Raw genomic sequence first — 24,288 nt, forward strand, 5'->3', positions numbered from 1 at the left:
TGATCCTGCGCTTGTGACACCTCCAGATCGATTTGTTCGGCTAACGAAACACCCTGCCGCTCAAGACGCTCCCTGGAAATGCCGGCAATTCGGTCAGATCGTCCACCAAGATGCCTGACGATGCACGCCCATCCGAGGAATCAATAGTCTCCTCACCCGCTGAAGGGCAGCGTATTCCTGTCCAGGCTCAGTCGCCAACTCCTCTTCGCGCCCGACGGCCAGACTAGCGAAGTCCTTCGCGAACGCCCGCCCGAACGTCACCGATCCAATCTCGGCCTCGTACCGCAGGCTCAACTCCATTTCCATCCCGGCGCACCCGATGCGACAAAACTCGATCGCATCGACGATCGTCGGGACGATGCGCCCGAAAATGACGGCTTCGGCAGCTTCGTCGATCTTGAGTTTCCGGACGAATTCCTCCACCCGCCAGTCGCCCGGCAGGAAGAGGAGCAGGTTCGCGAGGCAGAGGTTCAATATCCTCGTCAAAGCCCTTGGATGTCCGGTTTCCCTTCCGGCTTCGTGTCGTTGCCCCTCCGTCAGCGCCACCACGAGAGCACAAGCGAGGAACGCCATTTTGGGTACCGCTTCCGCACCGGCTTTCTCCTCCCATGCGATCCGATCCAATCCCGGACTGGCACGAAGAATGGTCTCGGCATGTTCGAGCAACAACTCGTAGGCTGTACTATCGGCCTCCAGCTCGAACACCTTGTTCGCGTCCACCCCAGTCACCTCGCCACCGGCTAGACCGGAATCACCGAGACGGTCGGACGTTCCTATCTCGTTCAAGGTGAAACCAGATTGACCGTTTCCCACGGCCGCGTGGATGTGCCCGCACGCGATATGGGAGAATTCGTGAAGTAGAACGAAGAAGACGCACAGATTGAGCATGCCGTTGAGAACGGCGTCGATCTCCTCTTGCGATCCGAAAAGGTCTTCCGTCAACCGCCGGGCAATGGTCAGGTCGTGTTCGTCGGATGAATTGAGCGCCCGAAAAATCCCATCGACGCAGCCTTCGTTCAAACCGATGGTAAACGACGCTCCTGCTCTGTATTCGATCGATGCGTTGAAGGTCGGGTCGACCGACCGCACCGATTCAATGCTCGCATCGGAACTCGGAAGCCCGCCGACGATCTCGACCGCAAAGAAGGCCAAAAGCGCGTCGGCTATTTCGCCCGCCTGTCCGTACTCGAGGCCCGGATTCATAGTCGCCCCGCCGCGATCGCAGCGCGCGGGAGCGACGGCGCCATCACTGCCCTGCCTCAAACTTAAAGCGCAACACCTCGTTAGCGATCTCCGTCATCGCCATCTGTGGGTCGAGACCTGGCCGGCACGACTCGCCGGTGGTGCCCGAGCCCGAAATGCGGCGGGCAGTGAACAGCGGGAATGGCGCGTGGAGAGGCGATTGCTTGCTTTCGCCGGCTGCTACCAAGACAGGGTTTAGACCCGGCAGGTAGGACGCCCGGCGCTCGCCGCCTGCCTCGTCCGTCTCGGGCCTTAGAGGATCGAAGCCGATTTCGGCCAATTCAGAAAGCCGTCGATCGAGCTTCTCGGTCGCGGCTTGCGACGGCCCCAAACCGCTGATCACAATCAGCGACGATTTCGATTCAGCGACGACCCAGAGAGCGATACCCAGGGCGCGTGCTACGTCGATCGCCTCGCCGGTGAAGCCAATGGGAGAGACGATGGCCGCCTTTTGCGCGCTCAGTGCCTGCTTGGTCTGCTCGAACTTCTGGATAACCGGCCTGTCGATCGGACGGGACCAATTCTTGCACTCGACGATCAAAAGGAAGTCGATGACGCCATCGATCTTCACGTTCAGGGCGATGTCGACCTCATACTCCCCAGGTTGACGAACCCCAGGAAAGCGCCTGTTTCGGCTAACGGTGCCGGACTTGAAGCAATCGAGCTGTCCGATCACAAATGACACATAGTCCTCGAATTCCCTCGGCGTCACGGCTTCATCCTTCGAGACAACACATTCGCCATCGTGCCATCCGGCAACAAGCTGAATGCGGCGCCCGACTGTTCGGGCCGCGTCATATTGCCCTCGAAGCTGGCCACAGTCGACTACTTCGTGGCCGGCTGACACGCTAGAATGCGGCCGGCAAAACGTCTTGGAGGGGGCATGGTACATACCGTCGCAGACATCCTCGTCTACCAGGGGGGTCGTCTCGATCCCAAGGCTCTCGACGGAGCCGCCATGATCCATCTTCAGAAATCGACGCAGGTATTTGAGGGAGATCTCAAACCGATCCTCGTCTCGGATCCTGCTTCTCCACTGATCAAGAGCACGCCCCCGTCCCGGGTGTCTCAATTCGAGTTCGTCGATCGTTGGGACGTCAATGCATGGGCCATTCTGGCCGAAGATCGTCCCCTCATTCTATTCCATGCGGGAATTCCGTTCGCACTCTTCGAGTTGTTCAACTCCCTCCTGAGCCGGAACGAGATCCTTGGGGACCTGTTTGGAACGAACGAGCGCGACGCCGGCGTTTTCTCGCCTCCAACGACCGACTATTCATTCGTAAGGAAAGGTTCGTGGCCACAGGGAATTTCCTTATCCGCCGAACAGCTCGAGTCTCTCCGTCGAGAAGGCTCCGAAATTCATCCCAACGTAAAGAACATAGTGGATTGGTCGCACTACGTTCAGTCAAAGCCCCAGTCCGCCGGAAGGCGACAATTCGCGCGACAGGCGTATGCTACAGCTCTCCATTTCCTCTTCAGTCACGAACTGGGCCATATCGACTGTCAACCGGCGTTCAAAATTGACCCCGGATCGGCGTCCAATTTTGACCCCCTGGTGCCACGAGTCCTGGCGGTAGCGCTCGCGGCGTCGGAGCTGGTCGGGGTTGCGGAGACGCCGCGAGCGCGGGTTGGGATGTGATCGTCGTCGCGGCTCTTGAAGCGCCAGCTGTCATTGCCGGTTTCGATGATGTCGCAGTGGTGGGTCAGGCGGTCCAGCAACGCAGTCGTCATCTTGGCATCGGTGAAGACGGTCGGCCATTCGCCGAATGACAGGTTCGTGGTGACGATCACCGATGTGCGCTCGTAGAGGCGGCTGATCAGGTGGAACAGCAGCTGGCCGCCGGACTGGGCGAATGGCAGATAGCCGAGCTCGTCGAGAACGACGAAGTCCATGCGGGTGAGATGGTCAGCGAGCCGGCCCTGCCGGCCGCTGCGGGCCTCGGATTCCAGCCGGTTGACGAGATCGACGACGTTGAAGAAGCGGCCGCGGGCACCGGCACGGATGCAGCTGCGGGCAATGGCGATGGCCAGATGCGTCTTTCCGGTCCCGGTGCCGCCGATCAGGACGGCGTTACGCTGCTGAGCAAGGAAGCTGCCACCGGCGAGATCGCGCACCAGAGCCGCGTTGATCGGCGTGCCCTCGAACTGGAAGTCGCCGAGATCCTTTGCCAGCGGCAGCTTGGCGATGGTGAGCTGGTATTTGATCGAGCGGGCCTGCTTCTCGCTGATCTCGGCGGTCAGCAGATCGCCGATGATGCGCTGGGGTTCATGCTGGCGCTTGACGGCGTTGGCCATGATCTCGTCGAAGGCGGCCTTCATGCCATGGAGCTCGAGCTCAGCCATGAGATCGAAGAGTTCGGATCGTTCCATCAGACGGTTCTCCTGAGGTTGTCGTAACGGGCGCAGTCGGCGACCGGGGCGTGGCGAAGGGTCAGTGCGGCGGGCGTGAAGATGGTGGGAGGCGGTTCCGGGTTGCGGCGGCGCGCCAGGATGTTGAGGATGACGTCGGCGGAGTGGACGCCTTCGGCGATCGCCTCGGTGCAGGCGGCCTCGACCGCCGGCAGGCCATCGGTCAGTACGGCGGTGAGGATATCGACCATCTGCCGGCCGCCATCGTCGACACTGGCAAGCCTGCGTCGCACGCGCTCCATCGCAGCCGGCAGCACCCAGTCCTTGAAGGGCGCGCCATTGCGCAGAGCTCCAGGCTTGCGGGCGAGCACCGGGACATAGTGCCAGGGGTCGTAGACCGTTTCGCCTCGGCCGAACGCGCGCTTGTGCTCAGCGACGATCCTGCCGTCCTGGCGGATGACGATGCGGTCCGCATAGGCATGGACCTCGACCGGGCGGCCGACAGCGCTCGCCGCCACCGAGTACTTGTTGTTGTCGAAGCGGACCAAGCACGTCTTCGAGACCGAGGCCGGCACCGCATGGAAGCCGTCGAACTGGCCGACATAGGGGACGAGCTTGGGGCGTTCGGCCTCGAACACCTCCCAAATCGTCTGCTCCGCCAACTCGGGATGGCGATGCGCCTTGGCGTAGGCGATGCACTTGTCGAGTAGCCAGGCGTTCAGCTCCTCGTAACTCCTGAACCGCAGCCGGGGCGTGAAGAAGCGCTCGCGGACCAGGCCGACCTGGTTCTCGACCTGGCCTTTCTCCCAGCCCGAAGCAGGCGTACAGGCGACCGGTTCGACCAGATGATGGCTGCACATCTGACCACCCGCTTCAACCCGAAGCGGGCAGCCTGCTACGGCCAACAATCGGGGGGTCAATTTTGGACGCCGATCCCCCAGCTTAGGGGGTCAAATTTGCACGCCGGATAACATGCGCGACAGCTTTCCGCTTGGCCGCGGGCGTCACCACTTCTTTCCCAGGAGATCTTTCAGAGCGGCATTGTCCAGCATCGCGTCAGCCAGCAGCCGCTTCAGCCGTGTGTTCTCGTCCTCCAGCGTCTTCAGCCGCTTGGCCTCCGAGACGTCCATTCCACCGAATTTGGCCTTCCACTTGTAAATGCTGGCGTCGCTCACGCCATGCTTGCGGCACAGATCGGCGACAGGAACGCCAGCCTCGTGCTCCTTCAAAATCCCGATGATCTGCTCTTCCGTAAAGCGACTGCGCTTCATGCTCTGGTCCTCTCTAGGGGCCAGAACGAACTTCAAACTGGATTAAGCCCGAGGGGCAAGGTCAAGATCGCTACGCCCTTGCCAACTTAGCCATCACACTTCTCCGAGGTGACCGCCCAAGCCAAGCAATTCCCATATTTGAACGCGCCTTAGTGGTCTCGCCAGATGATCCGTCGCTCTGGTTCGAATGTTCACGCGCCTACTACGCCGAGCGGCGCCTCGAAGAGACACGGACGTGCATAGAAAGGGCGATCGAACTGACGCCCGAGGCCGAGAATTATCGTCGGGCACTGGATCGGCTCAACCAGGTCATAGGAAGTCGACCGCCCCCTTAATCCGAGATGGATTTCTGCACGCTGAACTGCTGGTCTTCGCTCCAGCGAGCCGGAGCGGCTCCCGCTCCGTCTCAGCAATCGCCCATGCGGTGGGCCCTGCGGGACGCCGAAGATCGCGGGCGTCGCACGGGATCCCAAACTGCGTGCCGTCGGAGCAAGCAGTCGCCCGGGCCCATTCGATGTCGATCCCAACTCCGAACCTGCGGTTGACCGGAGTTTGCCCCTCAGCCCCGTTTGCGCTGACACGAACCGGAAGTCAACGATACCTACGCGGCCACGCCCCTGACTTTGCCACCTCGCCGGCCCTTATTGATATGCTCGCTGGGATTCTGCAACGCCGGGCCAGCGGCTTCAGCTCTCATCGGTCAGGTGAATATTTTCGTCGGATACACCTCGAAAAGCGATGGATCGCCGTAGGTGCTGCTGACGTATTGCACGACGCTTTCTATGAGGTCGGGCTGCCCCTCTCTCAACGGACGAGGGTAAAGACGCGACAGAACCGCGATAGGAATTCGGATCTTGCCAGAATGCTCGAAACCGCGGATCCGTTCGCCGAAAGCTTCCACTCTCATGTCCGCGACTTCTGACCGTCCGCCTTCGTTATGGCTGACATAGACGATCCCCAATTCGCCGGGCGGCACTTGAAGGCTCGCCTTTCCAAAGAGATTGGTCGGAGCCCACGTTCGCTTCCTGAGAGCGTTGGCCGCGACGTTTTTCCAGATCAAAGCAACGGGCCTTCGCACCCGGTCAACGATCGGCTCACCAGAGGGGAAAGACCAGGCCAACCAACAAACTAGGCGCCATTGATAGCCAATAAGGGAGGGCCGAAAGCTAAGACCTAAGGAAAGTGCGATCACACGTGGCGACGTTAATTGATGCCTTCAAAGAAGCTGCTCCAGGTGCACAATCGTCGAGCTTTCTGACATTGGCTGCGGGGAGGCCGAGGAATTTTATAGGTCGGGAAAGGCGAACATTTTGAAGGGCGAGCCGACAGCGTACGTCAAGAAGGAGTAGGTCGTCATGCCGTCGCCGCAGACTGCCACGCGGCTCGATGCTGCATTCCCCTTTCTTGAAGGCAACCCTGTTCCTTGCCGCGGCCAGGTGAGTGAGTCCAATACGGCGCCTATGAGGGTTTTCGCATATCGGCGTCCGCGAGCGGTTGCAGAGCGCGCTATTCCCTCGCAATCTTCGACCGAGCGTCGGGCTTCAGTAACTCGAGATAATCCACATCGAGGGCGACCGACAGTTCGTAGATCGTCACGACTGTCGGGTTGCGCTGTCCCTTTTCCAGGCCACTAATGTACTGCTGGCTGAAGCCAGAAATCTCCGCCAGCTTCTCCTGAGTCATGTCTTTGCTTTTTCGGATCCGCAGAACGTTGCGGCCAACCAAACGACGCATGTCCATGGGCAGAAGTCAGCCCATTGCACGCTTGGTTTTTATCAACTATAGTATGTATCCACTAAAGTATGTAACACCCGATCGGCCTAAAAGGAGGTTCCGTGTCGCAAGGTCGTTTCGCCGAACCAAATTCTCAGGGTCGTGCCGTGGCAGTGACCGCGATAGAACATGGCAACGTGGTCATTACAGTCGCAAGCTTAGCGTGCGAGCGCATCGTGTCCGCCGCCCCGGTCTGCGGCTTCATCACCACGATTTTGGGAGGTCCACTTCGCGGCGAGACGCGGGAGAGCAGAACGTGGAGCGGAATGATTCGCAGTCACTCGGACGCTGTATCTCGCGTCTCCGAGCTCCTCGTGTCCGAGCAGGATGACGCCTCGCAAGCAGACGATGAGCACCCGCGATAGAGCCCGTGAACCGACCCTTTTGCGTCCAAAAGCACGATGACACTTCCGAAGGACGCAAAAGCCTTCACTGTTACCTGATCCAAAGCCTAGACACGTCCTCCGGCGTTTTTCCGGCAGGTGCACAGGGCTTCGGAAAGGGTATCCGATCGATGCCAAGGCAGACGGCTCTCCCGTCATCACTCAAGCCGCGGCTCATTACTCGCGAGGCGGCAGCCGCATACATCTGCGTTTCCGCTAACGTCTTTGATCAAATGGTGCGAGTCGGCACTATGCCAAGGCCCAAAATCCTAGGTGAGCGCCGGAAAGCATGGGACGTCCGAGAGCTGGATACTGCCATTGATCTGCTGCCTTCGGATGGCAATGATCCTGGCGTTGACGAGACGTGGAGTGATGTCGATGCCTCGAAGGTTGCCGCCATACGTTGAGCGGAATCACGTCAAGGGGCATACGTACCTGTCATTTCGGCGCGGCAAGGGTGCGCGCATTCGCCTGCCAAATGACCCGACCAGCTCTGAATTCATGTCGGCCTACCAAAGCGCCCTTCTCGGTCAGGTAGCATCATCGAGACCCGAACTTCGCTCCCCCGTTCAGGGCACAATTTCCGCTTTGATCGCCTCTTACATGCGAAGCTCGGAATATATTGGCCTCCGGAAGACCAGCAAGGAGGGGTATGGCAGACGCCTCGAGGCACTCAGAATCGAGCACGGGCACCGGACCGTCGCTGGACTTTCTCGCGAGCGCATCATCACCGGCATTCTTCAGCCGTTCGCCGACCGGCCCGGCGCGGCTCTCGATACACTCAAGAAGCTTCGCATTCTGATCCGCCACGCAATCAATATCGGATGGATCAAGCACGATCCGTCGCTTGGAATAAAGCGACCCAAGCTTCAGCGCATCAGGTCTTGGACCGAGGATGAGATCGAGCTTTTCCGCAAGAAGTGGCCTCTCGAAAGCAAACAGCGGCTGGCATTCGAACTGTTCCTGAACACGGGCCAGCGACGATCGGACGTGGTCCGCATGGCGTGGTCACACATCACGCCCGAAAACAGAATCGCCGTCGCGCAGCAGAAGACAGGACGTCGATTGTTAATTCCGCTCCACCGCGACCTGCTTTCGGCCTTGGCTGTCGCAAAGCGTGACCACGTGTCGATCATTACGACCGCCTACGGCCAGTCCTTCAGCGTCGACGGCTTTAGCCAATGGATGCGCGACGCAATCACTGACGCAGGCCTGCCGCTCGGCTGTCAGCCGCACGGCCTGCGGAAGGCGACCGGCCGCCGCTTGGCTGAGGCTGGGGCGACGGCAAAGATGATCATGTCCGTCCTTGGCCACACCACTCTTGCAGAGGCTGAGCGATACACCGAGGAGGCTGATCAGGCGAGCCTCGCGGTCGATGCTCTGGCGCGCCTTGAAGGACACAAGGCGAACGACTTTCCCCAAACGCAATCTGCCGGTTTGGGAAAACCGACCAAAAAGCCAAGAAAATCAAAAGAGGAAAGGCAGAACTGGCGCTCCCTAGGGGAATCGAACCCCTGTTTCAGCCTTGAGAGGGCCGCGTCCTAACCGCTAGACGAAGGGAGCGTGAGGTGAACCGCATAGCCTCGAAATCGCCGCGCCGCAAGACGGGGGATGGGAGTTTTTTGGGGGTGGTGAAGGAGAGAGTCCCCGTGCGAACCCCCGCCCCCGACCCCTCCCCGCAAGGGGGAGGAGGGCGGACTGCCCGGGTGGTGAGGGGAGTGGCCATTCGGACATTGATGGGAGGGAAGCAGACTGCCACGACGGCGGTGGGCCCCCTCTCCCGCTTGCGGGGAGGGCTGGGGTGGGGGCAGCCGCGGCGGCGGTGCCAGAGGAGAGAGTTCCCCCACCCGCATCGCATCTTTCGATGCGATGCGAGCTCTCAGAGCGAGCTTCGCTCGTCTCGCCCCGCAAGCGGGGGAGGCGCTGACTGCCCGAGGTGGGGGAGATGGGCCAAAGCCAGAAGAGAGATGCCCAAGGCGGGAGAGAAGGGCCGAAATGGCCGGGCCAAACCGCCCTGCCTTTACGGCTCCACGGCGAAGCGGAGGCGGCCGGTGGGTTTGAGGGTCTTGGCGTCGAAGGTGCGGATTTCGGTGGTGCCGCCAACGTCCAGTGTCACGGCCAGGCGGTCGCCGGCGGTGCCGGTGGCGACGATGCGGGCGCCCTTCGGCAGCATGGCGGTGAGGTCGGGGCCGGACGCGGAGCTTCCCTCGCCGCGGAAAAGGCGATAGCCGATGGCGACCAGAAGCACTGCGATCGCGACCGAGGTGGTCACGCCCGCGATCATCATCATGCGCCGCAGCCGCGCCATCAGCTGGGCCTGCTCGGGCGAGGACGGCTCGGGCGCAACGGTAGAGTTCATGGACATCTCGACTTCACAATCCCACGGTCTGATGACGGTCATCGTCGCCGGCGACGAAGGCTCGCCGCGGCTCGATCGCGTGCTGGCGGCGAAGCTGCCGGAGCTGTCGCGGTCCCGGCTGAAGGCGCTGATCCTGGCCGGACAGGTGTCGCTCCGCGCGGCGGCGGTGCGGGACCCCGCTTATCACGTCACGGCCGGCGACACGATCACAATCGACGTCCCCGAAGCCGCGCCGGCTGAGCCCGCGGCGGAGGCTATTCCGCTTCAGATCGTCTATGAGGACGACGACATCATCGTCATCGACAAGCCCGCCGGCCTCGTCGTGCATCCGGCCGCCGGCCACGAGACCGGCACCTTGGTGAACGCGCTGATCGCGCATTGCGGGGCCAGTCTTTCCGGGATCGGCGGGGTGAAGCGGCCGGGCATCGTGCACCGGCTGGACAAGGATACCACCGGGCTGATGGTGGTGGCCAAGAACGACCGGGCGCATGCCTCGCTGAGCGCTCAGTTCGCCGATCACGGCCGCACCGGCGCGATGGAGCGCGGCTATCTCGCTTTCGCCTGGGGGCTGCCGCACCGGCCGCATGGCACGATCAACGCCGCGATCGACCGCCACCCGCATGCGCGCGACAAGATGGCGGTGCGCGCCAAAGGCCGCGAGGCCATCACCCATTACGAGGTGCAGGAGAGTTTTGCCGGCCGCGACGGCAAGCCGATCGCGTCGCGGATCGCCTGCCATCTCGAAACCGGACGCACCCATCAGATCCGCGTCCACCTCGCCCATCTCGGCCATCCGCTGCTCGGCGATTCCGTCTATGGCCCGCATTTCAAGACCAAGGCGAACCAGCTCGCGCCGGCCGCGCGGGCGGCACTGGAACAGCTCGGGCGGCAGGCGCTGCATGCCTATCTGTTGGTAATCGAGCACCCGCGGACCGGAGACATTCTGCGCTGGGAATCGGAGCTGCCGGAGGATCTTTCTCTCTTGGGAGATGCTTTGCGAGCGGCGCTATGACGCAGGCCGTTCAGGAAAACGCAATCATGTCAAATTCTTAATGCGCTCACACGGGGTCGTGACCCCCGGAATCCTTCCACCGGGAAGCGAAAATGGTGTATGTTGCGCCTGCGTCGAATGGTCGACGCGTGGAACGTCGCAAACCGGCCGGCTTTAACCAAGCGACCGCTTTGCCTGGCCCGCCGCTATCGGGGGCCTGAACCAACTGGAGGGCGCTCGATGGCCCGTACAGCTACACTCCCGGTTCTCAACGGAGAATCCGGACTTGCTCGCTACCTCTCCGAGATCCGCAAGTTCCCGATGCTGGAACCGCAGGAGGAGTACATGCTCGCCAAGCGTTGGCGCGAGCATGACGACAGCGACGCAGCACATAAACTCGTAACCAGCCATCTCAGGCTCGTGGCCAAGATCGCCATGGGCTATCGCGGCTACGGCCTGCCGATATCCGAAGTCGTGTCGGAAGGCAATGTCGGCCTGATGCAGGCTGTGAAGAGGTTCGAGCCCGAGAAGGGCTTTCGCCTCGCCACCTACGCCATGTGGTGGATCAAGGCGTCGATACAAGAGTACATTCTGAGATCGTGGTCGCTCGTGAAGATGGGCACGACCGCGAACCAGAAGAAGCTGTTCTTCAACCTGCGCAAGGCCAAGAGCAAGATCTCGGCGCTGGATGAAGGCGATCTGCATCCGGATCAGGTCAAGCTGATCGCGAAGCGCCTCGGCGTGACCGATCAGGACGTGGTCGACATGAACCGCCGCCTCGGCGGCGACGCCTCGCTCAACGCGCCGATTCGCGACGACGGCGAAGCGGGCGAATGGCAGGACTGGCTGGTCGACAATTCGCCCAACCAGGAAGCCATCATGGCCGAGCACGAGGAGTACGACCACCGCCGGCAGGCGCTGAACGGTGCGATCGGCGTGCTCAACGCCCGCGAACGCCGGATCTTCGAGGCGCGGCGGCTGGCCGACGAGCCGATGACGCTCGAGGACCTCGCCGCCGAGTTCGGCGTGTCGCGCGAGCGCGTGCGCCAGATCGAGGTGCGCGCGTTCGAGAAGGTGCAGTCCGCCGTCAAGGGCGCCATCGCCCGGCAGGAAGCGGCGACGCTGGAAGCCGCGCACTGATCCCGCGGCTTGCGGACGGAAGGCGGTTTTTGGAGCCGGCGGAGACGCCGGCTTCTTGTTGAGGGGAGTGTGTTATTCAGGCGCAGCGCGGGCGAGCTCGGCCAGCGCACAGCCCTCGCAATAGCGGGCGTCCTTGTAGTCGATCCAGTCGTGCGCATAGATCCGCTCCCGCGGGATGTTGTAGCGCAGCCGGAGCAGTTTTGAGAGCACGCGCCACGCCGCGACCTGGGCTTCGGTGGCAGGCGTGGTGACGTCGGGATAGTTGCCGGCGAACTCCACGCCGATGGAATTGTCACGCACGACCTTGCGGTAGGTGGGACCGTTGTCGATATAGCGGTGGTCGTTGCGATTGGCGCCGTCGCCATGCAGGGTCACCATGGTTTCCGGCACCGCCCAGTACACCGTTCCGTCGGTTTCCACCCACAGCGTGACGCCGCGCCGTTTTGGATTTTTGGCCTGCGCCAGCGCCCCCGATCGCGCCGACCCGGCCGGACCCTCGGTCTGGTGGACGATGATGTTGGTCCAGCGATGGGCTTTGGCGACGTCGCCCCATGGCGCGAGCCAGACCATCTTGAGGCCCGGGATGTCCGGGGTGCCGGACGCGCGGGCGAGTGCGGCGAGGTCCTCGGCCGAAACGGGCAGAGGGACCATGACGAGAAGCAGCGCCAGCGCTGCGCGGAAGGCGAACGGGATCGGCCTCATGGCCGGGGACGATAGCACCCCTCACTCGGCGGCGGCATCCTGGCGGGACGGCGGAGAGACCAGCGCCTCGATCTGATCGGGCGCGAGCGCGGGTGCGGCGCTCTCGCCGGTAAAGACGGCATAGCCGTTCTTGCCATCCTTCTTGGCCGTATAGAGCGCCTGGTCCGCCCGCGCCATCAGACGGTCCGGGAAGGCGCCGACGTCGTAGCTCCATTCGGCGACGCCGATCGAGACCTCGATCGCGACATCGTTGCCGGCGCACGCTTCGGCATCGTTGCGGCAGACCTGGAGAATGCGCCGTGCGATCATCGCGCCCTCGCGCAACGAGGACGACGGCAGCACGACGCAGAATTCGTCGCCGCCGGTGCGCGCCAGCAGGTCGCCGGGGCGCAGGCGGGTCTGGGCCATCAGGGTGAAGTGCTGCAGGCAGGCATCGCCCGCCGCATGGCCATGGGTATCGTTGATCAGCTTGAAGCCGTCGAGATCGATCACCAGCAGCGCGAACGCCCCACCCGAGCGCTCCGCACGCGCGCATTCCTCGGTCAGCCGCTGCATCAGATGGCGGCGGTTGGCGACGCCGGTGAGATCGTCGAGCAGCGCCAGATCGGCGACCTCGTTGCGCAGCCGGTCGACCGCCATCAGCAGGAAGCCGAAATTCAGCGACATCGACAGAAAGATCAGAACCAGCACGGCGGCCGCCTGGCCCGAACTCGAATGACTGAAACTGAAATCCATGCCGATGAAGGCGCCCGCGCTACGTGCGGCGAAAATGACGATGATCAGGATCGACAGCACTCCCGCGAGCCGGGCGCCCGGATTGATCGGTCCATGCCGGCGATCCAGCACCAGCCGCGCGATCACCGCCATCGGTAGCGCCTGCCCCAGCGAGTAGCACAGGATCCGCAGCGGACCGTTGTCGTAGACGTAGAGAAAGAACGCGATCGAGGCGCAGGTCAGGCCGACGGTCAGGCCGCTCAGACGCCAGGAGGCTCTCCGCCCGTAGAAGCGCTCCACGCCCATGGCGGCAAGGCAGATCGCAAAGGTCATCAGCGACGCGGCGGCGAGCAGCGGCACCAGCGAGCCGAAATAGATCCGCGCCAGTGCAAACAGCGCTGCGGGCGCGCACATGAAGGCGGACGCCGTCCAGAAGCGCGCGGAGTCCAGCTTGGGATAGCTGCGCACCACGTAGGCCCAGATCAGGCCCAGCGCGAGGAAGTTGACCACGAAGGCGGTCCACAGCGTCGGGACGTTCAGCATCCGGGCCTCGGGACGCCGCGCGTCTCGTCCTCGATATTCAGCAGCGCAGCGCTCATGACCTTCCCTGTCGTTCGCGGTAACATGGCGTCGCGCACTTAACGCTTCCTCAATTGCCGAACCGAGATTGCGCCTTGGTTTTGAATCAATGAAGACGTGATTTGCCGGCCGTTAACCCTGATCCCGCACGCCGCGTACGGCCGATCGACTGCATCGAGCTGTGGATAAGCTCATGCGTGCTGGTGACAGCGTGAGGCAGAACTTCGCGAATCTGCTGGGATCACCTCCCGAGGCTGATGCATGGCTGGCCTGCGCCAGCGAGGCCTCGAAGTCGCGTTGCAATCCATCAACTCCTGACGAGGATGCCATGGCGAAGAAGGCGAAGAAGGCCGCGAAGGCGACCAAGAAAGCGGCGAAGAAGACCAAGAAGGCTGCCAAGAAGAAGTAGTTGCACTCCCCGGGTGGGAGCGCGGCTTCCACCCGGTCTCTGCTCTCCCTCCAGGCGCTCCCTTCGAGTTCGCATTCTCAGAAATGGGATGCCGCGCCGGTCCGTCAAGGCGATCCGAAGCGCCCGCCTCGTTTCACTCGCTGACATCCTTGCGAAGCTGCGGCGCGCGCTCGAGCGTGACTTCGGCTTCACGCAGGACGTCGAGCGGTGCCCACGGCTTGGCCCAGAACTTTGCGTCTCCCGGCAAGGGCTGCGGCAGCGGCCGGCCCGAGGTGACGACGATGTTGATGTGCGGATGGCCCGCCCGCGCGATGTGCGCGAGTTCGACGCCGCTCATGCGGCCCGCGAGATTGACGTCGGTCATCAGCAGCACAACGCTGTGGCCAGGCTTGCTCAGCACCAGTTCCGCCGCCTCGGCGCTCTCGCACGTGATCACGTCGTAGTCGCTTTCCTCCAGCAGCAGCGCGATCATCTCGCGCTGGGTCGGATCGTCCTCCACGATCAGCGCGGTTGCGCGAAAGGGCTGAGACTGTCCCATGCAAACATCTCCCAAAAGCCGATCGTCACGTAAGTTGCGTAGGTTAAAAGCGAAGTGAGCGGATGGTTCGGTTCCGATGCGAAAAAGTGACGCAAGATCACCGGGACGTTTTGGAACACCGACTGGAACGGACGATCGCGAGATGACGCGGCGGCTGGAGGCGGCGGCAGAGGAGACTGCGGTCAGGCGAAGACGGTCTCGCGGCGCGTGATGCGTCCGAGTCTTGTCCATTCGCCGCCCTCGTCGGAAGTGGAGGGCGCAGGGAGAGCCAGGCCTCGGCTGAGGCCTGCGGCCCGCGTGCGAAAGATAATGCACGCGGCGGTCACCACAGGTTCAGCCGGACAGACCCGGCCCTCCCTGCGCGATGGTTTGACGCCTTATACGAGGTCTCCCTGGTGCGCCGGGCTTGTTGGCCACCATGCGCGACAACACGCTTGCGCGCGTTGCGCGGTGACACCAGCGTCGGGGTGTCGGGACGCCACGATTTCGGCGTGCGCATCGCTCCGTTCGTCGGCGCGGATAAAGCCACGCTGCAGAGCTCTACGCCCATCGCATCCCCTGCCCGCGCCTCGTGACGATCGCGAAACGCCCCTCCGGCGGGCCGGGACGGGCGGAAATGTGCGCGTGATTTGCCCGACGGTGCAAGGTCTCGTCGTGCGACAAACTAACACGACGGGCAGTTTGCGCATGGCGCATATGTGCCGGGCTCTTTCTCAACACGTCACTGGCAGTCGTTGCCGAGCCGATGCGGCGCGGCGTACTGGATGCCCGCCGGCGCGGGCATGATAGCGAAGGTGAGGAAACAGCTCGGCCTACCGCCCCATCAGCTGATCGGCGTAGTAGCCGATGGTCTTGCGGTAGATCACGGCCCGGTTCCACTCGCGCATCGCTTCGAAATTCGCGCTGCCCTCGTCATAGGGCGCGCCCATCTTGAAGCCGCTGGTCTTCAGCAGGTTGGCGGTGGAGGCGAGCACGTCGGCGGTGGAGTGGCGCAGGTCGACGCGGCCGTCGCCGTCGAAGTCGACGCCGTATTTGATGTAGGACGACGGCAGGAACTGGGTCTGGCCGATCTCGCCGGCGAAGGCGCCGACGAGGTCGCGCTGCGTGAGGTCGCCCCGCTGCAGGATCTTCAACGCCGCCAGCAGTTCGCCCTGGAACAGCTCGGTGCGGCGGCAGTCATGCGCCAGGGTGGCCAGGGTGCGGATCACCGGCAGCTTGCCCATGTCGCCCTTGCCGAAATCGGTCTCCAGGCCCCAGATCGCGACCAGGATCTGACGCGGCACGCCATATTGGCTCTCGATGCGCGACAGCAGCGCCGCGTGCCGCTGCAGCATGGCACGGCCGCCATTGATGCGGCCGGGGCCGACGCGGGTCGAGACGTACTGCTCAAAGCTCTTGTTGAAGGTGTAGCGCTGGCGGCGGTCGAAGGCGAGCACGGCCGGATCGAGCGTCACGCCCGCCAGCGCCTGACTGACGACGGCGCCGGAGACGCCGGCGCTCTGCGCCTCCGCGGAGATGCTCGTGACGAACGTATTGAAATCGCCACCGCAGCGCGCGGCCAGAGCGGGCGAGGCAAACGACAGGATTGCAATGGCGACGAGGGATCGAAGAGCCGGCATGAGAAGAGAAGTCCCTGCATGAGAGCGTGGTGGGAACGGGCAGGCCGGGCGCCCGCCGGTCGGCGATGGCCATGATCGCGCAGCCATGATGAACATGGGATGGCCGATCGTCGCGCATGCCCGCGCCCGGCGCGACGCCGGGGCGCCATCACAATGCCCGATTTCGCCACCGCAAGCCAGCCGGCAGCAACGGACCGCTCGCAATCGACCCGCCCCGGCCGTCACACATTTGAACGGCCGGCGGGCTCAGGCTCACCAATGGCAGAGCTGCCGGCGTCCACGGCCGGTTTTTCCGCAAGCCCCGCGAGGTCACGATGACAACGACTGTCCGGCTCGGCGCCCTGGCGCAGCTGACCCTGGTGACGGCCCTGCTGCTGCTATCGCCTGCGACCGCCCAGCCCGGTGACGTCGCGGGCGCCAAGGATTATCCCGGCATCGGCCGCTTCACCGGCAGCGTCATCACCGGCTATGTCGCCAAGGATTTCGACGCCGCGCGGCTGCAGGCGGCGCCGTTCAAGGACGGCAAGGCGGCCGACGAACGGCGCCTGGAGGGCCGCATCGTCCGCATCGCCTATCGCACCGCGCCCGGTCCCTCGATCCTGGAAGTGTCGCGCAATTTCGAGAACCAGCTCGCCAAGCAAGGCTTCGAGACGCTCACGGCCTGCGACACCGACGCCTGCGGCGGCATCCCTTTCACCGAGGCGATCGACATCCTGCCGGTGCCGCAGATGTGGGTCGACGGCTTCGAGTATCGCTATTTTGCCGGCCGCAAGGCGGCAGGCGGCCGCGAGATCTATGCCAGCGTGCTGGTGAGCCAGAACAATCAGCAGATCACCGCCCAGCTCACCATCGCCGAGCTCGGCGCGATGGAGAACAGGATGGTCAACGCCGCCGAGATGGCGAAGGGCCTCGGCGACAAGGGCCACATCGCGCTCTACGGCATCTATTTCGATACCGACAAGGCGACGCTGAAGCCGGAGAGCCGGCCGACCCTGGAGCAGATCGCGCAATTGCTGACCGGCCAGCCGCAGCTCAACGTCTTCATCGTCGGCCACACCGACAACCAGGGCAGCTATGACTACAATCTCGATCTGTCGCGGCGGCGGGCCGAGGCGGTCGCCGCGGAGCTGGCACGGAGCTATCGCATCGCCCCTGGCCGGCTGCGCACCGCTGGTGTCGGCCTGCTCGCGCCGGTCGGCAGCAATGCGACCGATGCGGGCCGGGCGCTGAACCGCCGTGTCGAACTGGTGGCGCCGTGAGCGCGGCGCGCGGTCGCTTGATCCTCGTCAATACCGTGCCATGGTCGATTTCTAAGCTGCGCGGCAAAAGGAGATGACGCCATGATCGGGATTACGCTGTCCGCCGACCAGATTCGCTCCGCGCCGCCGGAGGTCCGCCGCTGGATCGAGCACCAGGTGCTAGCCGGCCTCGGGCTCGGCCCGGAGGCGCCGCCGACGCCGGCCCTGCCCGCCCAGAGCGCGCATCTCGTCGCCTGCAGCATCGAAGATGCGGCGAAGGTCCTGGCGCAGATCCAGAGCGCGCTGCCGGCGGTGAACGTGTTCTTCGAATTCGGCCGGCCGGGCATCGCGATGGGCCAGCCGCCGATCATGATGTTCCGCCTGATCGACATCCTGCACCACACCCGGCTGCAGAACATCGGCCAGGTGATGGCGTCGCTGGAGATGATCAACAAGGCGCTGACGGAGGTGCGGCACGATCCCTCGGTGCGCTTCTGCGGCTTCGACAATGAAGGCCACTGCCTGATCGCACCGGAGACGCAACGCGCCATCGCCAGCGTCTGGCAGAGCGTGATCGCCCGGCAGCATGGCGTGGCCGAGGGCGAGGCTGCGTGAGGTTTGGAGAGCTGGGCACGACTGAGACGCAACGCGGGATGAGGTCGTTGGGGTGAAGCGCCCCCTCTCCTCTTGCGGCGCGTCTGCGCTTGGCTACCTGCGGAAGACACGCTCAGTCGTCCAACCACCTCGGACCTCGTGATGCACCTGTCCCAAAACGATGCGCCCTCGGCGCCACAGCCATGTCCGCCCCGGGCGGCTCCGGCCTTGAGCCCGCCGCCATCGATGCTACGATTCATCGTCGTTCACGATCCCCAGGAGATCGCCGATGCAACCCGGCCCGCGACCGCGCCGACTGCTCCAGGTGCCCCTGTTCCGCCTGCTCGCGATCAACCTCGCGCTCGGACTTGGCATGGCCGTGGTGCTGGTCGGCGGGCTGCTGGCGCTCGATCCCTGGGGCCTGCGGCACCTGGTCTTCTCCGACCACTCGCCGGGCGTCGCCATCGGCCTCCTGCTCGGCTCGTTCTTCGTCACCTTCGGCTCGACCGCGATGGGCACCGCGATCATGGCGCTCGGCGGCAGCGATGATGACGACGATGACAGCCGCGGCACGCGCGTGCATGCGCGGGTCAAGGTGCGGCGTTAGCGTCGAGCTCTCACCTCAGCGACGGTGTGCTCCCTCGCCCCGCTTGCGGGGAGAGGGTTGGGGTGAGGGGGACTCTCCACGAGCACCGACGTCGCGGAGAGCCCCCCTCACCCGGATTGCATCTTCGATGCAATCCGACCTCTCCCCGCAAGCGGGGCGAGGTAAAGCCGGGGCTCGGCGCGAGGGGCGCCCACTCCATCGTCCCTCACCAATGCCCCTTGCGCTTGTTCCAGGCGAACAGCACGTCGGCGAAGCGGTCGTAGCCGAACCGCGTCAGCGGGCGCACCAGGCGGTTGCCGAACAAAGTGGCGAGCCAGCTTTCGCCCGGCGTGAGCTTCCAGAGCAGCAGCGCCACATCGGCGCCGGTGAGCAATTGCCCGTCCTCGTCGGTCGCGTGCAGCCTGCGGCGGACATCGTCGACATCGGCACCGAACGCGCTCAGCGCCTGCGGCTCGGCGTTGATGTCCTTGAACGCGATCCGGCCCGACCTGACCAGCGCCAGGAGCTTGTTGCGCTGCCAGTCGATGCCGGCGTCGCAGACCGGGCAGCGCGTGTTGTACCAGACGGTGAGTTGGGGCATCGACATCTGGGCGGCGTGGTGGCGGGAGCGTTGCCCGGATGAACACACGTCCATCCGGCGAAATCGAGGAGTTTTCCGTCCGCCGGCCGGCCCGCGTTCGCCTGCGGGGTTCGCCCGATTCGGCGAAAACCATATGACGAGAAAGTCAAATTCGGGCAGCGGATAAGCGCTTTCTGGCATTGACCGGACCAGTCCCGCCGCCGTAAAGCGCCCCCATGGCGAAAAAACCCGGCTCCAATCCCAAAGGCGAATTCGCCTTCTTCAACGTGACCTATGAGGACGGCTCGCAGCGCTCCAACCGCCGCGTCCCGGCGGAACTGCTCGGCGGCCTCGACGGCGACGAGCCGGCCAAGGGCTTCATCATGGAGCAGGACCGCGACATCGCCGAAAAGTCCGGCCGTCCGCCGCTTCAGATCAAGTCGCTGGAACGCGTCGGCGCGAAGAAGAAGTAGCTCAGCCGCGCTGCCGTAGGGTGGGCAAAGGCGCGCCGAGCTGCTTCCGTAACGAAGACAATCTCCCGCGCCGTGCCCACCATCAGCCGCCTGCCGCGAAACGCGGTGGGCACGGCGCGCGACACCGTCCCCAGCCTGACCACCGTGCCAGCGCCTTTGCCCGCCCTACGGCAGCAACATCGGCGCGGACTAAGCGACCTTCAACGCCTGCGCCGCTTGCATCGCCCGTCGCTTCAGCCTGTCGGCGAGATGCTTCTCGCCCACACCAACCGCCGCGTTGGCTTCCTTCAGAACGCTCGCCTCGACCGACAGCTCCATGGGGACCTTCGCATTGGATGCCATCCAATGCGCGACGTCGGCCCAATCCCATAACGGACTGTCTGACGTGACCTTCGCCACTGGTGCCGGAAAATGTCGCCCGCGGCTCCCCTTGAAGTAGTTGGTGATGGCCGCACGGGTCAGCCCGGTGCGCGCGGCGATGTCGGCGAGGCTGACGAGCGGATCGGGCTCGATGCGGTCGATCACGGCACCGGCCGCCCGGACGTCGTCGATGGCCGACGCGACGGCCTCGTCGATCGAGGCGGCCTCGCGGGCGAAATCGACGATGACGTGACCTTTCTGATAGGCCACGAGCGCATCGTCGCAGCCAGCCGCGTAGAAGCGGTCGCCGAAATCGTCCGCATCGGGATCTACGCCCGAGGCAATGATGCTGAACTCAAACGTCTTCATCGCCCTCCTCCTTCTGCCGGTGGGGACAGCGATCGGCCGCCCTCCTGATCTGCCTCGCATGGTTGCCGGCGTTCTTCGGCGTCCCATTGACGACGACGTGGCAACGATCGGCGTGATCAGGATGAGGACAGTACATCCAGCCCCAATGACCCATCTTGCGAAACGTCCAGCCAAGATCGTCGCAATATCGAAGTACGTCCTCGACGTCCTTCTTCGGATGCCTTGGTCGATCAGCCACGGCCGAACCTGCATCAGGTTAGATATGAGACCGTTAACATCTGTCAACAGGGTGATTGCATGCTTCACGCAAAGAACATATCATGAACAAATGAGATGACAACAAGCAATGCGGCCTTCGGAATAAGCTGCATTGCGCCCCCGGATCGACTGACGAGACCCGAATTCCTACCGGCCCATTGCCCAACACGGTCGGCGCAAGTTCGACCTGTTGCGACAACGGGCGGAGATTTGCGGACTAGACGTCTTGTCGGCCAACCGCAACGCCTCGGCTCCCTTTTTCGCGTGAGAGATTAGTGCACTGTCACCGTAATCTCGGTTCGGCACCAGGCGGCGCGGCCGCCCTACCCGGCTCCATCGCCCTCGGCCGGTTGATCAGGCTGACCAGCGTGTAGCTGATGATCAGCAGCAGAAACCACGAGCCGAGCTTGGCCGGCGACACCATGGCCCAGCCATGGGCCTGCTGCGGATAGAGCCAGACCCGGGTGAAGGTGCCGATATTCTCCGACAGCCAGATGAACAGCGACACCAGGACCAGCCCGAGCAGCAGCGGCATCGACCGGTGCACGCGCCAGACCTTGAAGTGCACGGTCGCGGGCGCGAACAGCAGCGCGGCCCAGCCGAACAGCACGAGCCTCAGATCGAGCCCGTAATGGTCGGCGAAGAAGTTGAGATAGATCGCAGCGCTCAAGCCGATCAGCCAGCGCCGCGACGGATGGCCGGTGAAGCGGAAGTCGAACAGCCGCCAGACCCGGCAGAGATAGCTGCCGATGCAGGAATACATGAAGCCGGAGAACAGCGGCACGCCGCCGATCCGGATCAGACTCGGCTCGGGATAGATCCACGAGCCGGTCGCGGTCTTGAACAGCTCCATCGCTGTGCCGACGAGATGATAGATCAGGATGACCTTCGCCTCTTCAAATGTCTCCAGACGCGCAGCGAGCAGCGCGGCCTGGACGCCGAGCATGCAGAGGAAGAGAAAGTCGTAGCGCGCGAGCGGCGCATGCGCCGGATAGAACCGCCATGTCGCGAGCATCAACGCCACCGCGATGCCACCGAACAGGCAGGCCCACGCCTGCTTTACGCCGAAGCGGAGGAATTCGTAGAGGAAGGCGGTCCAGCGCTTCTGCGCCGCGGCCTGCGCTAGCCGCGCTTCGACCGCGATAAAGGGTCGCAACGGCGCCCAGATTGCGGCGGCGCTGTCGTGCGCTACGGCCGATGAAAACTCGTCGTCGTGCATGGGAATAGGCGTCCGGTGAGACGCCAATTCCTAGCAGTTGATCTCCCACCGCCGCCTGCGCAAAGTTCGGCCTCTTGCGGCAAGGACACGGACATTTGCGCACAAGACGCCGTCGGCCGACCGTGACACCTCGACGCGGCCCTTCGCCGCGAAAGATTAGTGCACCGTCACTGCGACCCTATCCTATTCACATTCTTGATGCTAGCTGCATCAGAAACTCCTTCAGCTCCCGATCGATATCGTCCCTTTGCATATAGCTTGCGATAGCTACACCATCCCTCATTTTATCGAACCGCAATCCATATGATTTGTAGATCTCGTCTAGCAATGCCGATCCAGGGACTATATCCAATTTCTGCTCGGACCACTTCTGGTCGATCTCTAGAGCCGCCGCATCACAAGATGCCTCAATTTGATCAGCTGCCGCAGCCATATCATCTTTGAGCTTTGTATAAGCCTCGCGACAAACGGTCTTCATTTCATCGATAGCTTTCGGAACGGCCTTGAGATCCCCATACGGATAAAATGGCTTGCGTGTACTTGCCACAACTCGCTTCCAAATAGCTAGATGCTTAAGCTTATCAGCGCACTCTTCAATTTTGGTCGAGAATTCAACGACGGATGGTTTCGAACAATGTGGATCATCGACGAAACGCAAACGACCTAAGATATGAGACACATTAGCAGTCGGGGAAAGGAGATAATTTTCCAGTTCACGGCGCCTAAGCACATGCACTCGCGCCTTATCTCCGAAATCGTCTTTAAGCCGAAGAAAATGCACGTTTCCAGACTCGTCCGAGTCGACAAGAAACCACAACTTTACTCTTCGCTTCGTCAAGAAGCTGACGACTTCCGCTGCAGCGTAATGACTGATGTTTCGAACGCCGCGCATTTGGATAAAGCCGACATTGAGCTGACCTAGGTTTATATCTAGTATCCTGGCCAATTCACGGATCACCTGCTCATCGCTCGGCCCCTCTACAAAGACAATCTGATCATACATGAACAGAGAACTGAGGCGAATTCCGAGTTCGCTCGGCAATCGTTCTTCGGCCTCGAGAAGACTTAGAGGAGAGATATCTGTAGAATTGCCCTTTGAGACCAGAAAAACGTTCTGAAAATTCCCTGTATCGAGAAAATTCGTCGAATGAGTGGTTATGAAAACCTGAGCTTGGCTTTGCGATACCTTGCGCAGATAACTCATAACGCTTGTCTCTAGAGCAGGATGCAAATGTATCTCAGGCTCCTCCACCAACAAGATCTGAGGTTTTTCAAATTCGGTATCTAAGATGAGGCGGAGAGCCTCTCGGATTCCTGATCCATTTGCCTGAACGAGAAAGTTATCAACATCCAACTCAGCCGACGAGCTTCCGTCAGGAGACGCCACCCCTTCAAAGGCGTCAACATCGACACCAAGAAGTTCATTTACGCTCGATTGAATCCCGGACAGGATCTCTGTCCCTCCCCGTCTCACTTTAAGTGAAAGGAGTCGCTTCGCTTCTGCGGAACCGATCGGTACTCGCCGCTCCTTAAAATGAAGGATTTTTGTCCGATTTAGTCGCCCGAGAAAATTTCTAACATACGCAGGGACTGTATGTTCTGCGCCTGAAAACGTTTCTATTGGAGCAGATATCTCCTTTAGATGCCAGTCCACCCCGCTGGCTTCTTCGGCCTTTAGAATTTCTCGCACAGCAAAAGCAAATTTCTCGTAGGTATCCGCGTCGTTTAACAAAACGCTGATCCGCGACATCAGGTCGCGATCTTGGAAATCGAAGCGCCTGCGAAGGAACAGGTTAAAGTCCGATCGCTCCTGGCGGCTCTTAAGAGTTGAAAAATCATCCCGATCAAACCGCAAAAGAAAATCCGCCAGAACAGATTTCACACGGTCTGATCGTTGAGCGGCAATGAAATTGTCGTAGAGTTCTTTTGAAGCTCTCTTATCAATCTCGAATAGCTGCCTCGCTTCGCTCCCCTCAGCCTTGAGCAGAGACATATTACGAACATAGGCATAACCTCTTGGGGGCGACAAAATAGAAACCGCCACAACAATTCGAGCCTCAGGCCCAACATCATCCAGAAGATTACGAACTTGAGGCTTCTCTTCGAATATATCTGCCAACAACCTTTTTCGTTCTTCATCTGAGATTCTGAAAGTTGCTTCGATGCCTATAGGCCTATTAGTATCCTTCTGAAAAAAATCTATCTCCTCACCAAGAGATGGTAGACGACTAATTACTTCAGGACTCGCGACTTGAAAAAAGACTTCTATCGAAGTCAGGATATTTGACTTTCCGGAATTATTCCTCCCGATGAGCACGTTGAAATCTCGACAAGGATTGAGTTCTACTTTCGAGATACTCCGATAATTTTCAACAACGATGCTTTCAAGGTACATGGCGCCCTCCGATCACAACGAACAGTAGAACAGCCCTGTCGCCTCACGCAACGATTAGCAGCGCAGCAAAGCTGCAATTCCAACCTTCCCCACAAATTCGGAAGAAGTCCCACTAGGTCGATTTTCCCATAAGCAGATCGGAACAAA

The 24,288-nt window shown here is 62.1% G+C and carries 22 protein-coding genes, 1 tRNA gene and 3 pseudogenes; 9 read left to right on the forward strand and 17 right to left on the reverse strand.

Annotation, left to right across the window (positions count from 1 at the left end):
* Positions 1 to 93: 93 nt before the first annotated feature.
* From ACQR1B_RS07475 to ACQR1B_RS07495, 5 genes and pseudogenes are all read right to left on the reverse strand, one after another.
* A complete protein-coding gene (locus ACQR1B_RS07475; protein ID WP_434836670.1) occupies positions 94 to 1,203 on the reverse strand; it encodes a hypothetical protein in 1,110 nt (369 codons plus the stop codon).
* A 43-nt stretch (positions 1,204 to 1,246) separates the two neighbouring features.
* Complete coding sequence (locus tag ACQR1B_RS07480; protein ID WP_434836669.1) at positions 1,247 to 2,209, reverse strand: restriction endonuclease; 963 nt, start codon at positions 2,207 to 2,209, stop codon at positions 1,247 to 1,249.
* Positions 2,210 to 2,745: 536 nt separating this feature from the next.
* On the reverse strand, positions 2,746 to 3,612 hold the full coding sequence (gene istB, locus ACQR1B_RS07485; protein ID WP_434875039.1) for an IS21-like element helper ATPase IstB: 867 nt from the start codon (positions 3,610 to 3,612) through the stop codon (positions 2,746 to 2,748).
* Positions 3,612 to 4,454 (reverse strand): annotated as a pseudogene (locus ACQR1B_RS07490) (Mu transposase domain-containing protein); the annotation flags it as partial. The pseudogene ACQR1B_RS07490 and the gene istB, both read right to left, overlap by 1 nt.
* Positions 4,455 to 4,560: 106 nt before the next feature.
* Positions 4,561 to 4,862, reverse strand: a pseudogene (locus tag ACQR1B_RS07495) (transposase); the annotation flags it as partial.
* Positions 4,863 to 4,954: 92 nt separating this feature from the next.
* On the opposite strand from ACQR1B_RS07495, the gene ACQR1B_RS07500 reads away from it, so the two are divergent.
* Positions 4,955 to 5,197: a tetratricopeptide repeat protein gene (locus ACQR1B_RS07500; RefSeq protein WP_434832310.1), complete on the forward strand. Its 243-nt coding sequence runs from the start codon at positions 4,955 to 4,957 to the stop codon at positions 5,195 to 5,197.
* A 365-nt stretch (positions 5,198 to 5,562) separates the two neighbouring features.
* Here the strand turns inward: ACQR1B_RS07500 and ACQR1B_RS07505 are convergent, their stop codons facing one another.
* Both ACQR1B_RS07505 and ACQR1B_RS07510 read right to left on the reverse strand, forming a co-directional pair.
* The gene (locus ACQR1B_RS07505) at positions 5,563 to 5,982 is read right to left on the reverse strand and encodes a hypothetical protein (RefSeq protein ID WP_434831984.1); all 420 of its coding nucleotides are present in this window, start codon (positions 5,980 to 5,982) and stop codon (positions 5,563 to 5,565) included.
* Between the two features lie 386 nt (positions 5,983 to 6,368).
* Positions 6,369 to 6,602, reverse strand: coding sequence for a helix-turn-helix domain-containing protein (locus ACQR1B_RS07510; RefSeq protein WP_434831985.1), 234 nt, complete (start codon positions 6,600 to 6,602; stop codon positions 6,369 to 6,371).
* Positions 6,603 to 7,621: 1,019 nt separating this feature from the next.
* Here ACQR1B_RS07510 and ACQR1B_RS07515 point away from each other — a divergent pair.
* A pseudogene (locus ACQR1B_RS07515) lies at positions 7,622 to 8,317 on the forward strand (tyrosine-type recombinase/integrase); the annotation flags it as partial.
* Between the two features lie 189 nt (positions 8,318 to 8,506).
* Here ACQR1B_RS07515 and ACQR1B_RS07520 read toward each other — a convergent pair.
* Positions 8,507 to 8,581 (reverse strand) — tRNA-Glu (locus ACQR1B_RS07520).
* 457 nt (positions 8,582 to 9,038) lie between these two features.
* Entirely contained in the window at positions 9,039 to 9,377 is a 339-nt protein-coding gene (locus ACQR1B_RS07525; protein ID WP_434831986.1) for a hypothetical protein, read from the reverse strand.
* A gap of 31 nt (positions 9,378 to 9,408) precedes the next feature.
* Between ACQR1B_RS07525 and ACQR1B_RS07530 the strand changes: the two genes are divergently transcribed.
* Positions 9,409 to 10,389 carry an RluA family pseudouridine synthase gene (locus ACQR1B_RS07530; protein ID WP_434832311.1) on the forward strand — a complete coding sequence of 327 codons (981 nt, stop codon included), beginning with the start codon at positions 9,409 to 9,411 and terminating at the stop codon, positions 10,387 to 10,389.
* Positions 10,390 to 10,608: 219 nt separating this feature from the next.
* Positions 10,609 to 11,508, forward strand: a complete 900-nt coding sequence (gene rpoH, locus ACQR1B_RS07535; protein WP_434831987.1) for an RNA polymerase sigma factor RpoH — start codon at positions 10,609 to 10,611, stop codon at positions 11,506 to 11,508.
* Between the two features lie 72 nt (positions 11,509 to 11,580).
* On the opposite strand, the gene ACQR1B_RS07540 is transcribed toward rpoH, so the two are convergent.
* Both ACQR1B_RS07540 and ACQR1B_RS07545 read right to left on the reverse strand, forming a co-directional pair.
* A complete protein-coding gene (locus ACQR1B_RS07540; protein WP_434831988.1) occupies positions 11,581 to 12,210 on the reverse strand; it encodes a peptidoglycan recognition protein family protein in 630 nt (209 codons plus the stop codon).
* A gap of 21 nt (positions 12,211 to 12,231) precedes the next feature.
* Positions 12,232 to 13,467 (reverse strand): GGDEF domain-containing protein, encoded by a 1,236-nt coding sequence (locus ACQR1B_RS07545; protein ID WP_434831989.1) that lies wholly within the window; start codon positions 13,465 to 13,467, stop codon positions 12,232 to 12,234.
* 229 nt (positions 13,468 to 13,696) lie between these two features.
* Here ACQR1B_RS07545 and ACQR1B_RS07550 point away from each other — a divergent pair, with 229 nt between their 5' ends.
* Entirely contained in the window at positions 13,697 to 13,912 is a 216-nt protein-coding gene (locus ACQR1B_RS07550) for a hypothetical protein (RefSeq protein ID WP_434831990.1), read from the forward strand.
* A gap of 133 nt (positions 13,913 to 14,045) precedes the next feature.
* Here the strand turns inward: ACQR1B_RS07550 and ACQR1B_RS07555 are convergent, their stop codons facing one another.
* Both ACQR1B_RS07555 and ACQR1B_RS07560 read right to left on the reverse strand, forming a co-directional pair.
* Entirely contained in the window at positions 14,046 to 14,450 is a 405-nt protein-coding gene (locus tag ACQR1B_RS07555; RefSeq protein WP_434831991.1) for a response regulator, read from the reverse strand.
* Positions 14,451 to 15,262: 812 nt separating this feature from the next.
* Complete coding sequence (locus tag ACQR1B_RS07560; RefSeq protein WP_434831992.1) at positions 15,263 to 16,069, reverse strand: lytic murein transglycosylase; 807 nt, start codon at positions 16,067 to 16,069, stop codon at positions 15,263 to 15,265.
* 314 nt (positions 16,070 to 16,383) lie between these two features.
* Between ACQR1B_RS07560 and ACQR1B_RS07565 the strand changes: the two genes are divergently transcribed.
* The 3 genes from ACQR1B_RS07565 (at position 16,384) to ACQR1B_RS07575 (ending at position 18,508) form a co-directional block, all read left to right on the forward strand.
* Complete coding sequence (locus tag ACQR1B_RS07565) at positions 16,384 to 17,328, forward strand: OmpA family protein (RefSeq protein ID WP_434831993.1); 945 nt, start codon at positions 16,384 to 16,386, stop codon at positions 17,326 to 17,328.
* Between the two features lie 81 nt (positions 17,329 to 17,409).
* Positions 17,410 to 17,922: a hypothetical protein gene (locus ACQR1B_RS07570; protein WP_434831994.1), complete on the forward strand. Its 513-nt coding sequence runs from the start codon at positions 17,410 to 17,412 to the stop codon at positions 17,920 to 17,922.
* A 268-nt stretch (positions 17,923 to 18,190) separates the two neighbouring features.
* A complete protein-coding gene (locus tag ACQR1B_RS07575) occupies positions 18,191 to 18,508 on the forward strand; it encodes a hypothetical protein (RefSeq protein WP_434831995.1) in 318 nt (105 codons plus the stop codon).
* Positions 18,509 to 18,713: 205 nt separating this feature from the next.
* Here the strand turns inward: ACQR1B_RS07575 and ACQR1B_RS07580 are convergent, their stop codons facing one another.
* Entirely contained in the window at positions 18,714 to 19,088 is a 375-nt protein-coding gene (locus ACQR1B_RS07580) for a thiol-disulfide oxidoreductase DCC family protein (RefSeq protein WP_434831996.1), read from the reverse strand.
* A gap of 215 nt (positions 19,089 to 19,303) precedes the next feature.
* On the opposite strand from ACQR1B_RS07580, the gene ACQR1B_RS07585 reads away from it, so the two are divergent.
* Positions 19,304 to 19,540 carry a hypothetical protein gene (locus tag ACQR1B_RS07585; RefSeq protein ID WP_284420218.1) on the forward strand — a complete coding sequence of 79 codons (237 nt, stop codon included), beginning with the start codon at positions 19,304 to 19,306 and terminating at the stop codon, positions 19,538 to 19,540.
* A gap of 189 nt (positions 19,541 to 19,729) precedes the next feature.
* Here ACQR1B_RS07585 and ACQR1B_RS07590 read toward each other — a convergent pair whose 3' ends face one another.
* The 3 genes from ACQR1B_RS07590 to ACQR1B_RS07600 all read right to left on the reverse strand — a co-directional run bounded on the left by ACQR1B_RS07590 (position 19,730) and on the right by ACQR1B_RS07600 (position 24,141).
* Complete coding sequence (locus tag ACQR1B_RS07590; protein WP_434831997.1) at positions 19,730 to 20,269, reverse strand: helix-turn-helix transcriptional regulator; 540 nt, start codon at positions 20,267 to 20,269, stop codon at positions 19,730 to 19,732.
* 541 nt (positions 20,270 to 20,810) lie between these two features.
* The gene (locus ACQR1B_RS07595; protein WP_434831998.1) at positions 20,811 to 21,746 is read right to left on the reverse strand and encodes a DUF817 domain-containing protein; all 936 of its coding nucleotides are present in this window, start codon (positions 21,744 to 21,746) and stop codon (positions 20,811 to 20,813) included.
* Positions 21,747 to 21,933: 187 nt separating this feature from the next.
* Positions 21,934 to 24,141: an ATP-dependent nuclease gene (locus ACQR1B_RS07600; RefSeq protein ID WP_434831999.1), complete on the reverse strand. Its 2,208-nt coding sequence runs from the start codon at positions 24,139 to 24,141 to the stop codon at positions 21,934 to 21,936.
* Positions 24,142 to 24,288: the final 147 nt, after the last annotated feature.

Origin of the sequence: Bradyrhizobium oligotrophicum (assembly GCF_051168495.1) — a bacterium.
GTDB classification, from domain to species: Bacteria; Pseudomonadota; Alphaproteobacteria; order Rhizobiales; family Xanthobacteraceae; genus Bradyrhizobium; species Bradyrhizobium oligotrophicum_A.